Raw genomic sequence first — 13,349 nt, 5'->3', positions numbered from 1 at the left:
TAGATGGAGGGCGCGCAAGAGCAGATCGCAGCCCGTCTACAGGCCCTGGGCGAGGCCGAGCTGGCGGACGTGGTTGCGTTTGTTGGCCAGCACCCCGACTGGTCATGTGGGGCCCTGCTGATCGAAGCGTGCCGAGCGCTCGACCATATGCAGGTCATGCAGAACCTGGGTCGGCCACCAGGCGAGTACATTCACCTGGCCGATTTCGACCTCATCGTGCGGGGTTGGAACATCCTGCTTAGCCTGCTCCTGCCGCAGGTCGGGCGCTTCAGCGGCATCCCGGCAGCCGCGAGCACCGAGGAAACACGTCATATCGTGCTCAACCTGATGCACGCGTGCGGCCGCTACGTGATGCTGACGGATACCGCCGAGCGCATCCGTCACGGCATGGTAAATGGTCGCATGTCGGGGGACGACATCGAGCTATCTCTATCCGAAGCGGTCCAGACCGATTTCTTCCATGATCAGGTCGATCGGGCGCGGGTTCTGGACTTGAAGATGAAGTTCGCCGCCGGCCGGCTGGCGACGGACTCGGACATCGGCCCTGCGCTCCGCGCGGAAATGGCGACGCAGGTTTTCCCTTGGAAGCTACCGCAGGGAACGATGGTGGGCTACACGTCCAGCCGCGACGTCGACAGCGCCTTCCTAAAGTTCTTGACCGACACGGTGCTCGAATGGCGCGGCGACGCCGGCCTCCACCCCGACGCGCAGTTGGGGGCGTGTACCGGCGCCGACATGGTGACGACGGTGCATATGCTGTTAGGCCGTTACCTCGCGCACATCGTCTACATTGAAGAAGCGCGGAAGATCTTTCCAGACGTCAACTTCGCCATGAGCCTTTGCATCTGGAAGACCAGGCCAGAGCTCATCGCGGAACTTGTGATCATCGGCACGCCGGAACCACTCGCGGCGGCCGTCGTGGATCTCGTGACCGTCCGCGCCGACGATGCTCCGTTTTTCTTCAAGGAGCACACGCCCAGCTTCCCCATGCTGATCGAAATCGCCGACGGCTACTTGCTGATGCCGATCAGCGCCGTCTTCCGCAATCCTCTCAGTCACATCCGCGCGCTCCGTGAATCGACAACTCCGGCTCTGCTGAATGCCGTTCGGTCTCACCACGAAGCCTGGATGGCGGATGACCTCTGCGCGTTGTTCCAAGGGGATCGCTACCAGTGCGTCTCCACCCAGACGAAACTGAGATCCGCTGGTCGCGTGGTCACCGACGTGGATGCAGCGATCCTGGACTACATCACCGGCGAACTCGTCCTGTTCCAGCTCAAATGGCAGGACTTCGATTCCAGCAACCTGAAGACACAGCGGAGCAAGGCCAAGAACTTTGTGGACAAGGTCGAAACATGGGGCGCGACCGTATCAGACTGGATCGATGAACACGGGGTTGAACGCCTCTGCCAGGTACTGAAGCTCAAGCTTCCCTTGGGAAGGCTGCCTATCATGATCCGGCTATGGGGGCTCGGCCGGTCTAACGCCCGGTTCCGAGGCCTTGGTTACGCCCCGGGCGCGACCGTGGTGGTATTCACTTGGCCCCAGCTGATCCGCCTTCGCCATGAGATCGGTCCCGGAGCGGCCGTCTTCGCCGAGATCGCATGCCGGGTGCAGGAAGAGGCCGCGAAGCCTGTAAGGCGCACCCCTATCCCCTATACGATGCAGTCGCGCGGCCAACGGATTTTCATTCAAGACTTGTGGAACAGTTTCGACGACGGCATCAGCGTATCTGCGACTGTCGATAGAGGACCTAACGCCAGCGAGACCAAGAGCTAAGGACGTACCACTCCCTCCAAGCACAGCGCCGCCTACAGGGCGCTGAAATAGGGTCCTCGGGTCCTGGCTCAACCGCGGTCAACTGACGGAGAGCGGACGTTCCTGACTGCTGCTAAGAGTCAGGTTTTCCCCTTTATGGCTCCTCGCGCTGAAGTCGGCGATACACGGTCGCGCGGCCGCACCCGATCAATTTTGCAACCACTGCCGGGCTTATTTCTCCGGACCTTAGGAGCGGCCCGTAGTGGGCCCACTGCTCCAAGGTTAGGCTATCGCCGCCGTTGCCAGGTGCGGTGAGCAGCACGCCGGCCTTGATCCGCGGCTCAAGCACGTTGACGTCCTGGGCCGCCGGATCCTTCGGGTCGGTGAGCCGCGCGCCCAGCAACATACCGGCGGTTTGACCGCCCATGGAATGGCCGACAACCGCGACCTTGGCGCGATCCAGCCGCCCCTTGAAGGCCGGCGCCGCTGCCTCGATCTCGTCGAGACGATCCAGGATCAGGCTCATGTCCTCGACGCGCGAGCGCCAGAACAGCGGCCCTCCGGCCGCGCCTGCGGGGAGCCCCGCGACCTTGGAGTTCAGGTGCGTGGGCTGGATCACGACAAAGCCGCGCTCGGCGTAGAAGTTGACCAGGGGACCATAGCCATCCTTCGAGGGGATGTAGTTCGACGGTCCGTGGCCGTGTGATAGGAGCACGATGGGCAAGGCCTCGCCCGCGGCAGGCCCGGTGATGCGCAGCTCGAGCGGCAAGCGCCGGTCGGGCGCGGCCAGGGTGATCGGGCTGAACGACACCGTGGTCCCGGTGTCGCCGACCGGAATACGACGCGCGTCTTTGATGAGGTTGTTCATGACTGCCTTCTCCGGAGTCAGGACGCCTCGACGATCATGGCGATCGCCGGCGCCGATGACTGGAAGTTAGGCCGGCAGAGAATTTGGACATTCACCAAGCGCGCCAATTGGCTGACGAAAGGCGCCAACTCATTCCCTTGTTCAGCATGACGCGCTGGCTTTGGGCGCGCCACGCGATGGCGCTAGGTCAAGTTCAGCGAGTCGGATCTAGGCTTAGGGCTTTTCGGCATCACAACGACAGGGCCTCGCCAGATGATCAATCCGACCGAGCGCGTAAAGTATAAAGCCCAGGTCTACGACGCAGCGCTGAACGCCTTCTTCAAGCTCAGAGGATTTGACGCCAAAGCCTTGGGACTGGAGCCCTCGGAAGTCGGCTGGGACATCGCCGAAGCCCTCGTCGCGGCGGCTGTCAGCGGGGTCACCTACAAGTCCGCCAACCGCGAGCGCCGTTTCGAGGCCGCCCAGTTGCTTCGGACCCTAGCCGACCAGGTTGAGGAGGATGGTTTGGCCGGCGTTGAGTGGGGCTATAAGGGGCGGCTCGACGCCCGCCACGCTTGGCGACCGGACATCCGATCGGCCGAGGGACTGGCTGAACTCGACGAGCGCACCGATGCAATCATCGAGTCGATGATGGCGCCGCTTCGGGCCCTGACCGTTCCCGACCGACGCGCGATCGTCTGCCTTTCCTTCGTGCGTATGGCGCTCGCCCATGTCGGCGACCTAGTGGTGCAGACACAGGACGGTACGCCTGTCCGCGAAACGGTGCTGGCGGTGTTGCGGGCCCATCTCGACAACGCGGCGGCCGACGGATCGATCGCCGCCATGGCGAACGGACCTGACGATCCGAACCTGCGGCCAGCCGGATAGTCCAGCGGGGCCGCAGATCTCCTCCCTGGCTCTGGCAGACCGGTTCCGGCGTCGAACGCGCCGAGACCGTCAGGGCTTGCCGTAGCCTTCGTTGAATCCGCGCACCCCGCCCACCGCGGCGGCGTCTTCGGTCAGGGTAATCATGAGTTCTACCATCGGCAGGTGGATGGCCCGGATCAGGATCGGGATGACACCGGCCTTGATATGCAGCGCCCAGTTCGCGCGATGATAGCCGCCCGCCAGGCAGAGGCCGTCTAGACCGGCATCCCAATGGATGAGGGGCGGGCTGACCTTGCCGCCACGCTCCAGGTGGGCGATCAGCCGCCGGGTCTTATCTCGATAGGCTTCGTCGAACGGCGAGCTCGCGCGCTTTGCGGTGCTGGCCAGAGCGCTCACGAGGTCTTCGACCTCGACCCAGTACAGGCCGACCTCCCCGAAGTCCTGGGCGAAGGCTTCGGCTGAGTGGATGTCCATGGACCGGTGGAAGTTTGCCGCATCCAGGTCCCAGTCCAAGTCGGGCGTGGGCCATTTGTCATGGCTGATCCGCTGGAGCCGCGCCTCGGCGGCGTCGAGCGCGCATCGCTCGACCACTTCGGCCTCGGTCGACCTGCCCGAAATCACCGCCTGGATTTGGTGGAGCGTCCAGTCTGGATATCGCGCCTGCAGGTCGGCGAGCATCTCTGGCGCCGAGGCCGTATCGGTCATGGAGAGGGTCCTTGAGTGAAGGGAAAAGCCAGCGCGCGATGCGCTGTCGGATGGTGGTAGGCGCTAGGGAAGTTGCGGGGCCAGAGCGGCAGCTTCCTCATACAGCCGCGCCATCCTGTTGAGCGGCAACGCCACGCCCAGCAGCAGCAGCGCTCCAAAGCAGACCCCGAGCGCCGCCCCCGCGGGCAAGAATTGATAGGCCTGGTAGCCGGCCACCCAGATGTGGCTGTCGCCCCAGGCTTTCATCAAGGGTCCCGACTGGGTCGCCGCGACGCCGAAGATGCCCACCGCTCCAGCCATCCGTTCCAGCGCCTGCGCCCAGAGCTTGGCGTAGCGTCCCCGGCGCGCCAGGTCGCGGGCATCGTGCACGCCCAAGGCCGGGATCAACGGGGCCTCTTTTTCGTAAATCTGGTCCAGGCGATGGAGCCGAAGTTCAAGGCCGCGGATCAGGAGGCGCACCGCGAACAGGCACCCGCCCAAGAACAGGATCGCCAGCCCTCCCAGGCCACCCCAGACCAGGGTCACGCCGGCCCACCCTGGCACGCCACCCGCGGCGGCCCCGAGCTTGCGGGCCAGCACCATCAAGCCCAGACCGACCAGCACGGCCACGATGCTGGCGGCGTAAAAGAGCGAAACAGCCTTGGCCGGGCCAAAGGCGATCGCCGGCGTTGGCAGGCGCTTGGCCAGGTCTGTCAGGGTCAAGGCGACGGGCGTCGCTTCAGTCGGCGGGTTTTGGTTCAAGCTCATCACGACTCTCGCGGACTCGCGCTTGCAGCGCATTCCGGCTTCTGCACGCTTGAGCTTAACTGTTGGTGACCACCGTCTTGCGCGGGTGCGACAGGCTCGGTCGTAGGGACTTGTGTCCCCTCTGGCGCCTGGGCGCGACGCGGCGCAGGATTTCGCCGTGGCGGGCCTCGACAAAGATCATAGCCCTTGGCGGCGGGGAACGGTGCGCCTGGCGTTTGGCCAGACGGCCGAGGGGCGCATCGTCCCCATCCGTGACGTGGTCAGCGGTCGGGCCTGTGGCTGCGTGTGTCCGGCTTGCGGAGGAGCTTTGATCGCCCGCAAGTTCGGGTCGAGACCAAGGCCGCGGGCCGACCACTTTGCCCATGCGCGCGACGGGGCCTGTGTCGGCGCCCTGGAACCGCCCTCCACAAACTGGCCAAGCAGATCCTCACCGATGCGCTGGGTCTGACCCTGCCGGCCATAGCCGCAGAGCGCGAGGGCGTGCGCCGTCAAAGCCATGGCGCCAAGCATCAGGCGTTCGAGTCCGCGGCGGCGGAAGTGGCTTTCCCCGGTGTCATCGCCGATGTCGTCCTGCGCCGGGGCGAGCGCGCGCTGATCGTCGAGATCCTGGTCACCCATGCCTCGGACGCCGAAAAGGTCGCAAGGATCCGCGGGCTGGAGACCTCGGCTATCGAGATCGATCTTTCGGAGCTGTCGCGGCGCGCCGATCCCGAAAAGGTGTCGGAGGCGGTGCTCGTCAGCGCCCCGCGCAAATGGCTGTTCAACCCCGCCCAGGACGCTGTCGAGGCCGAGGTGGACCAAGTCCTGGCCGAACGCGCCGAGGTCGCTCGGCAGAAGCTCCTGCGGCAGGCCCAGACCCTGGTTGGTCACTGGGCCGCCCTTCCCGGTCCCAAGGATGGGACCGATCTGCCGGCTGTCAGCAGCGCGCTCGTCCAGATCGAGGCCCTGGGCTTCTCGGCTCACGTCAGCGTCCTGATCGCCAGGGGCGAGAAGGCCCTCAACGTCTCGCCCAGGGCCTGGCAGGCCATTGTTCTGAAGATGCTGGTGGTCGACCAGCAACCGTGGTTTGGGCGTCCTGGTCTGTCGATCGCGGCCTTGCGCGACCGTCTCGAGGGCCAGGGCTTCCTGCCGCCTCTGTTCAAGGTTTCGCGCGGGGCTGAGTTGATCGGCGCGGCTCGCGCGCTGGAGCCGGACTTCAACACCCCCACCGGCTTGATCAAAGCCTATGTCGAGGAGCTGCAAAAGGCGGGGTTGGTCGAGTGCGACGACGACCTGTGGCGCGCGCCGATGACGGTGCGCCGGCAGATCGCCCAGTTGGTCAGGGAGACGCGCGAGCGCCAGGATCGAATTGACGACTTGCGGACGCGCGTGGACGACATCCTCAAACGCGCCGGGCCCGAGGGCGATGGTTTTGACCGTGAGGCGTGGCTCGGCAGAGCTGGCCGGGCCAGGCCCCCTCCCCTCTCGGTAGCGGCCAATGGCGGCCCGGCCTGGAGCGAGCTCAAATCAGCCTTCTCCCGGATCGCCGACGCCTTCTGGACCTACGACGCCGTCGTGGACCTGATGGGCTTGCCGCTGCGGCCCGCGTTGGAGCGCGCCGAACAGGCTCGAACGGACGCGGCTGAGCGGCGACGCCTGGCGGCCGAGGCCGCGGCGCTGGCGGCGGCGGACGATCGAGAAGCTCGGTTTCGAGCCGCGGCCCTGGCAGCTCACGGCGCGGATGCGGAGGCGTGGATGACGGGCCTGGCGCCGCCCGCGAACCTTTCGACCCGGCTGGCGCTGGTGCGGTCCAGTTCGACCCACTTGCAGGCGGCGCTGGAAGCGCTGGACCGCCGAGTGGCCCAGCAGCGCCGCGATGAGGCCCAGAGGGTCATGGCTCAGGAGGCGCTTGCGGCGTTGTGGGACGCGGCCTGCGAAGAACACGGCGAGGCTTGGGCCAAGGCCTTCGTCAGCAACCCCGATCCGCGGCTGGGCGGCCGCCGTCCGCGCGAGGTGTGCGTTGATCCGGCCAGCCTGAAGATGTGCCTGAACCTGGTGCGGCCCAAACTCGCCAGCCGCCGGGGGCGGTAATTCCGCTCATCGCTGAGCTCAAACGAACGACCGAACGCGCGTCATCGACGGTTAGGCCTGGTCGATGCGGCGCGGCCCTCCCTGCGAGGTCCGAGGCGCCTTTTCGACGGCGCCGGGCTCGCTCAGTCCAGATATTCAGCGGATCGTCGGCAGGTCCCGAAGGCAGAGTGTGACGCCTGAAAGATATCGGCTCACGATGGTGTCGACGGCGAGGTGTTCGACAACGTCTCGGTAGGCGCCATCGTCCAGGCCGTGATGGACCGTGACCGACGGGTTCCTGGCATTGACCAGCCAATACTCGCGCACGCCCTGTTGGGCGTAGAGGTCGGCCTTGAACCCAAGATCGCGCGAGAGTGTAGCGTCGGCGACTTCGATCACGAGGCCTACGGCGCGGCCGTCCAGGCTCTCGAGCGCCAGGGCCGCGTCATAGAGGAAAATATCGGGATAGGCCGCTGTGCCTGGCCCCAAGGTCAGGTGAGCGCCGACGACCAACTGAACCTGATCGTTCGCCTGCTGGTAGAGGCCTTTGACCAGACGCATGCGAAGGCGTCCATGCTCTGGGCCCTCGACCGGCATGGTCACCGGCACGCCGTCTATCAGTTCCAGGCGTTCATCGCCGAGAATACCAGCTTGGGTCATAGCCTGCAGGTCCTGCAGCGTAAAGCGGTGAGGCTTGGCCGTTTCCAGCGCGCGCAGGAGGGTGTTCATCGCGGAGTTGATCCGATGCCACGGTCCGATCTCGGCGCCGCCAAGACCTTCAGGCTAACATGGGTCGGGTTGGTGGCCCAGTGAGCGACAAGACACCACGAGTGTCTCGCGAAGAAATAGAGCTCCTCGGGCCATGCCGCGGTCATGGTTCGGCGTGGGGCAATGGCCCGGATCGAGAAGGAAGCAATGATCGAGACGACCGACCAGCAAAGACGCGAGGCTGCCTACGCGATCCTGGATTTCATCGAACCGTCGAGCCCGGACGCCCTTGCCAAGGCGCTGGAGGCGCTGCGTATCGCGCCCGAACTGAGCGAGGCCCACGCCGCCGCCGCCGCGGCCATGCGTCAGGACTCCGTCGAAGCGGCGATCGCCTGGTCCGCGGCGCGGGAAATCGCGCGCCGGGACCTGGGCGCTCGGATCGAAACCGACGCCGGCGATCTCTGGTTTGTGTCTTTCGGTCGAGAGTTCCTTCGGGCGGGCTTTGGCTATGCGTTCTGTTGCCTGGCCAGGCGTGAGCACGGCGAGGCCGTGGCGCAGCTGACGAGGCTGCTGGCTCTCGATCCGGCTGACCATCTTGGCGCGCGCTATGTCCTGGGGCCCGCGCTGCTTGGCGGCGGACGTCTGACGGAGTTCGAGGGCTTTCGTCAGGGCATGGCCGACGAGGAGCGGGCCGACTGGCTCTATGCCGACGCCCTTCACGCGATCGTCGCCAAGACGCCCGCCGCCGAGCGAAAACGCCGGCTGTCGCGCGCGGTCCACAGCAACGGGCATGTGCTGAACTTCCTGCTCTCCGCGGCGCCGCTGAATCCTCACCTGATTACGTATTCCGCCGCCGGCAGCGTGGAGGAGGCCTACGCTCTGGCCGCTTCGCCCCTGGGCGCGCTGTGGATCGGCAATGGCGCGGCCTTGCGCCAACTCGCCCGCCTTGGGGCTTGAGCCCTAGGTTGGCGTCGCGCCGCGCAGCAGCTTCACTGCGTCTTTCGTCAGATAGCGATCGGCGGCGTAGTAGGCCTTCAGATGCGCTGGATCGTTCTGGCTTGGATCGGTCAGCCAGCGCGTATGCCAGGTCATGAACCACAGCCAGTCCGCCTGCGGACCAAGCAAGGCCGGATCCGGAATGGGGCCGTTTTCGTGCAGGCAGATGGGCACGGTGTCGCCGACAACGGCCCTCACCTGTTGGAACATCGGGGCCATGGCGCCGTGGTCATCGGCGTAGAGATCCGCGCCCGCGATGTCGACACGCTCGCGTCCCGGATACCAGTCCGGATCGACGTTCTGGCCGGCCCAGCCGGCCACCCAGATCAGGTTGTCGAGGCCGCGGCGATGGGTGAAGTCATCGTACATCAGCGCCCATAGGGCCTTGAAGGTCTTGGGACCGTGCTTGCCCCACCAGAACCAGTCGCCGCCGAACTCGTGCAGCGGTCGCCAGAGCACGAGCACCTTGCGATCGCGCAGAACGGCCAAGAGATCGGCGACCTGGGTCAGATCACGGGTCATGGCGCGGTTCTGGGGCGTGCCGGACTGCAGCGCGGCGACCAGGTCGAAGTCCTTTTTGGCGTTCTCGTAGCCGGGGCCGATGTCGGGCGCTCCCCAGTGCCAGCAGAGGGTGACGACGCCGCCGGACCGGGACCAGGCGGTCGCCCGGTCGTTGACGGCCGTGTTGTCGTGGGGCGCAATGTAGTCGAGGCCCAGGATCGCCGGCAGTTGGCCGGTCTTGGCCTGGATGTAGGCAAGTTCGGCGTCGGGGTGGGCCACGCCCTCCTGCTGGCCGGTCATGGTCTTGCGGCCGTACTGGCTCCAGAGAAAGGCGTACAGCGCTCGGGCTTCGGCCGAGGGATTGGGATTGCTCAGGCGGCGGGTGGGCGTGGCGAGGGCCGGGTTGGCGGCCGCGGCCAAGGCCAGGCCGCCGGCCAGGGCCGTGCGGCGCGTCGCCAGCAGCGTCGAGGCCGACACCCTAGGCTCCGAACGCTTGAGCGTAAGCGTCCTCGATGCGGGCGACTTCCTCGTCGGTCAAGGTCGAGAACTCCCGCTCGCGACCGCGCTGCGACAGGCGCCCCCCATTCTGCTCGAGGAACTTATGCAGCAGTTCGAACTGGGCCATCGGCATGTCGATCACCTGCTGTACGGCCTGGCCGAAGGCGTCGAAGGCCTGCAGGAACCGCACTTCCTCGGGCAGGTCATGCTCGATGGTCTGCTCGACGCAGTCGTACAGGAAGGCTGCATGGGCCGTGGCGTCGAAATATCGATAATAGTCGGCGGTGTCGTTGAGCACTTCGACATTGCCGCCGTCGGTGGCGCGCCAGTCGATCAGCGGCAGCAAGGGCGCAGAGTAGGATTCCAGAACCGCACGGTACCGCTCGATGTGGCGCAGGATCACCGCGCTGACGGGGAAAACCAGACCCGGCGGGCTGAAGGCGGCGCGGGCCAAGGCGTGATGGATCAACCAACGGTGCAGGCGGCCGTTCCCGTCGACATAGGGGTGGATGTAGACGAATCCGAAGGCCAGGCTGGCGGCCGCCACCACCGGGTCCATGTTGCCTTGAGCGGCGCGATCGGCGAACGCCGCCAGGCCCTCGATCAAGCTGGTCAGATCCTGCGGCCGGGCGCTGATATGGTCCGGGATCGGCAGGTTGGTGTCGCGGTCGTGCACGCCCACGAAGCCGCCTTCGTCGCGCAGCCCAAGCCGCACGAACCGTGCGTCGCCGATGACGATGGCCTGCAGGCGGTTCAGTTCGGAGACATCGAGCGAACGGGCGCCGGCCTGCGCGATCGCCTGTCCCCAGCGGGCCGCTCGCTGGCCCGATGGGCGCTCGCCTTCGATGGCGAAGGAGGACTTGGAGTCGTTGAGCAACAGGAAGGCGGCCGCGCGAGCCATCAGATCGGCGCGCACCCGGCCCATAGCCGCGCGAGCCTGATCGCCCAGCGCCCTGCCGGAAAAGGCGGCCAGCGTCGTCGTCCGGCGCGCCAGGGGGCAGAAGGCGCGGGTTCCGGGCAGGTTGTTGAGAACCTTGTGGCGGGACGAGGCCTCGCCCCGCTGGAGGGCGTATTGCTGATCCGGATCCAGAACCGGGACCAGACGCACCTTGCCAGGATCGGGAAGGTCCAGCCGGCGCTCGGTCAGCCATTCGTAGAGGAACCAGAGACGGCGGGCGAAGGCGCCCGTCGGCGCGGCCCGGACGATCGCCGCGATCTCTTCGCCGGCGACCGCCTGAAACAGGCGCGACAGAACCTGCAGGTCGATCCCTTCGTAGCGGAAGGCGAAGCTAAGCTGGTGGCCAAGATCGGCCTGAGGCTGATGGCGTGGGGTCAGCATCAGCCAATCGTCGGTCGACGCCGGATGATGGCGATCGGCGATGGCGACCAGGCGCGGCGGCGGCGGGAGGACTAGATCGTAGCGAGCAATCAGGGCGGCGTAGCCAGCCGGCCTTCCGCGCTCCGGCAGCGGCCGGCCGCGAAAATCCATCACCGACTGCGCAGGCCAATCACCCACTTGGCGCTCCGTGAAATGTGTTCACCCGACCATGGTCGGTTTGCGGAAATTGTTCACGCGGTGCGAAAACCTATCACGGACATCCAATTTTGTGAATTCTGATCTCCTGACGTGTCGAACATGACGACGCTTGGGAAGTGCGCGCCGGCACAGGCTGGTGCGGATCGTTCTGACCGCCCACAGAAACTAGCTGCCTTCACCGCTCTTACTGTCCTTCAGAAGCCTGGCCGCGAGGGCTCTGGCCGCCTCGGGATCGGCGCGAAGCGCCTCCAACTCGGCCAGCCGCTCATAGGACAGCCGGCCCATCCAGTGCTCGTCGCGGACGTCATAGCCGAAGTGGAGTTCGACGGCGTGGCCGCTCTCGCGGACGTGCTGGTGGGCCCAGGCGCGGGCGTCGTCGAAGTGCTTAAGGTCGCAGGTCTTGCAGTAGGCCTTGCCGAACACCTCCTCCTCGACAGGATTGAAGTTAGTCGGCAGGAAGCTGGAGGCATCGCTCATCTGTCGGTCTTTCTTGCCGGCCGACGGTGGGGTGGACTCAGCCGCAGGGTCAAGGACCGGCCCTACGCGTCCGGCCGGTCCCGCGCTTGGGCGAAGGCGCGCTCGCGGGCCAGATTGCCAAAGCGGGTGGTGTCGCTGGAAAAGGCCAGGCGCACCGTGCCGATCGGCCCGTGCCGCTGCTTGGCGATGATCACCTCGGCCAGGCCCTCCACCTGATCCATGCGCTCGCGCCAGGTCAGGTGATCGGACGTGCCTTCGCGCGGCTCGGCGCGGCCCAGATAGTATTCTTCCCGATAGACGAACCAGACCATGTCGGCGTCCTGCTCGATCGAGCCGGATTCCCGCAGGTCCGAGAGCTGGGGGCGCTTGTCCTCGCGTTCCTCGGTCTTGCGGCTGAGCTGCGAGAGGGCGATGACGGGGCAGGCCAGCTCCTTGGCCAGGGCCTTGAGGCCCATGGTGATCTGCGAGACTTCCTGCACGCGGTTGGCGTTGGCGCCGAGATCCGAGCCCGTGACCAGTTGCAGGTAGTCGACCACGATCAGGTCAAGGCCGACCTGGCGCTTCAGCCGGCGGGCCCGGGCGGTCAGCTTGGCGATCGAGATCCCGCCCGTGGCGTCTATATAAAGTGGAGCCTGTTGTAGCTCCATGGCCGCGTCGCGCACGCGGCCAAACTCGCTGGCGTCGATCTCGCCCTTGCGGAGGCGGTCGCCCGAGACGCCCGAGGCGTCGGCCAGCATTCGAAGAGCGAGTTGCTCGGCGCTCATTTCAAGCGAGTAGAAGGCCACCACGCCGCCCTGGACGGTCTTCTTGGTCCCGTCGGGCTGGATCTCGTAGGCGTACTTCTTGGCGATGTTGAAGGCGATGTTAGTCGCCAGGGCAGTCTCTTGACCATCGACGGACGGCCGGCGAGGACTACGAGGTCGGACGGGTGGAGGCCGCCGACCTTCTGGTCGAGGTCGACCAGGTCGGTGGCCACTCCGGACATACCGCCGTCGCGGCCATAGGCCTCGGCGGTCATTTCGACGGCGCCGCGCAGGGCGTCGCCAAACGACACGAAGCCCGACGAGGCCGCACCGTTTTCGGCCAGGCTGTAGAGCTGCTGTTCGGCCGCCTCGATCTGGTCGCGGGCGGGCAGCGGCAGGTTCTCCTTGCCGCCAGCGTGGGCCGTGGTGGCGATCTCGCCGCCGATGCGGACGAGCTCGCGGCGCAGGGACAGATCGAAAATCGCCCGGGCGTAGTCACTGGCATTGGCCGCCGGCGGGGCGCGATCGACGAGGTCTGCCAGATAGCGCAGGCCGCCCAGTTCATCGAACGCGAGGTCGGCCTTGAATTCGTCCGCCAGCAGGATCGGCTCGGCCAATTGGCCCTTGCGGATATGGCTCTCGATCGAGCCGAACAGCCGCTGGTGAAAGGGCTCGTAGAAGCAGCGGGACTGAAGACTATCGGTCAGACGCTCATAGGCGGCGTTGTCGTAGAGCAGGATGCCCAGGAGCGCCTGCTCGGCCTCAAGATTGTAGGGAGCGACCTTGACCACGGTCTCGGACGGTGGTCCCGAGCCGGGTTCGCAGACGACGGCACGCGCAGCAGCATTCATCGACAACCTCATGACGCTTCAAGTCGAGGTGTCCAGGACTGTGG

At 66.1% G+C, this 13,349-nt stretch carries 11 protein-coding genes and 1 pseudogene; 4 read left to right on the top strand and 8 right to left on the bottom strand.

The features are described 5' to 3' along the window. Positions 1-3: 3 nt before the first annotated feature. Entirely contained in the window at positions 4-1,779 is a 1,776-nt protein-coding gene (locus tag ASC70_RS21330) for a hypothetical protein (RefSeq protein WP_056054327.1), read from the top strand. A gap of 133 nt (positions 1,780-1,912) precedes the next feature. On the opposite strand, the gene ASC70_RS21325 is transcribed toward ASC70_RS21330, so the two are convergent. After that, positions 1,913-2,626 carry an alpha/beta fold hydrolase gene (locus ASC70_RS21325; RefSeq protein ID WP_056054323.1) on the bottom strand — a complete coding sequence of 238 codons (714 nt, stop codon included), beginning with the start codon at positions 2,624-2,626 and terminating at the stop codon, positions 1,913-1,915. A gap of 252 nt (positions 2,627-2,878) precedes the next feature. Here ASC70_RS21325 and ASC70_RS21320 point away from each other — a divergent pair, with 252 nt between their 5' ends. Next, the gene (locus ASC70_RS21320; RefSeq protein WP_056054321.1) at positions 2,879-3,493 is read left to right on the top strand and encodes a hypothetical protein; all 615 of its coding nucleotides are present in this window, start codon (positions 2,879-2,881) and stop codon (positions 3,491-3,493) included. 69 nt (positions 3,494-3,562) lie between these two features. Here ASC70_RS21320 and ASC70_RS21315 read toward each other — a convergent pair whose 3' ends face one another. Together ASC70_RS21315 and ASC70_RS21310 are read right to left on the bottom strand one after the other, a co-directional pair. Further along, the gene (locus ASC70_RS21315) at positions 3,563-4,198 is read right to left on the bottom strand and encodes a hypothetical protein (protein WP_056054319.1); all 636 of its coding nucleotides are present in this window, start codon (positions 4,196-4,198) and stop codon (positions 3,563-3,565) included. Positions 4,199-4,261: 63 nt separating this feature from the next. After that, entirely contained in the window at positions 4,262-4,945 is a 684-nt protein-coding gene (locus ASC70_RS21310; RefSeq protein WP_056054316.1) for a hypothetical protein, read from the bottom strand. Between the two features lie 480 nt (positions 4,946-5,425). Here ASC70_RS21310 and ASC70_RS21305 point away from each other — a divergent pair, with 480 nt between their 5' ends. Then, positions 5,426-7,015 carry a hypothetical protein gene (locus tag ASC70_RS21305; RefSeq protein WP_056054312.1) on the top strand — a complete coding sequence of 530 codons (1,590 nt, stop codon included), beginning with the start codon at positions 5,426-5,428 and terminating at the stop codon, positions 7,013-7,015. Positions 7,016-7,150: 135 nt separating this feature from the next. On the opposite strand, the gene ASC70_RS21300 is transcribed toward ASC70_RS21305, so the two are convergent. Next, positions 7,151-7,723: a Uma2 family endonuclease gene (locus tag ASC70_RS21300; RefSeq protein WP_056054309.1), complete on the bottom strand. Its 573-nt coding sequence runs from the start codon at positions 7,721-7,723 to the stop codon at positions 7,151-7,153. A 186-nt stretch (positions 7,724-7,909) separates the two neighbouring features. Here ASC70_RS21300 and ASC70_RS21295 point away from each other — a divergent pair, with 186 nt between their 5' ends. Continuing rightward, positions 7,910-8,659, top strand: coding sequence for a hypothetical protein (locus ASC70_RS21295; protein WP_056054306.1), 750 nt, complete (start codon positions 7,910-7,912; stop codon positions 8,657-8,659). A 3-nt stretch (positions 8,660-8,662) separates the two neighbouring features. Here ASC70_RS21295 and ASC70_RS21290 read toward each other — a convergent pair whose 3' ends face one another. The 4 genes and pseudogenes from ASC70_RS21290 to ASC70_RS21275 form a co-directional block, all read right to left on the bottom strand. Then, positions 8,663-9,676 (bottom strand): glycosyl hydrolase, encoded by a 1,014-nt coding sequence (locus ASC70_RS21290; protein ID WP_235519540.1) that lies wholly within the window; start codon positions 9,674-9,676, stop codon positions 8,663-8,665. A 1-nt stretch (position 9,677) separates the two neighbouring features. Further along, on the bottom strand, positions 9,678-11,213 hold the full coding sequence (locus ASC70_RS21285) for a Fic family protein (protein ID WP_235519535.1): 1,536 nt from the start codon (positions 11,211-11,213) through the stop codon (positions 9,678-9,680). Between the two features lie 186 nt (positions 11,214-11,399). After that, positions 11,400-11,711, bottom strand: coding sequence for a hypothetical protein (locus ASC70_RS21280; RefSeq protein ID WP_056054300.1), 312 nt, complete (start codon positions 11,709-11,711; stop codon positions 11,400-11,402). Between the two features lie 62 nt (positions 11,712-11,773). After that, positions 11,774-13,305, bottom strand: a pseudogene (locus ASC70_RS21275) (replicative DNA helicase). Between the last annotated feature and the right edge of the window lie 44 nt (positions 13,306-13,349).

The organism is Caulobacter sp. Root343 (genome assembly GCF_001425745.1).
GTDB lineage: Bacteria > Pseudomonadota > Alphaproteobacteria > Caulobacterales > Caulobacteraceae > Caulobacter.
The sequence above is the reverse complement of the archived record's forward strand: the minus strand, read 5'-3'. Positions and strand labels throughout refer to the sequence as shown.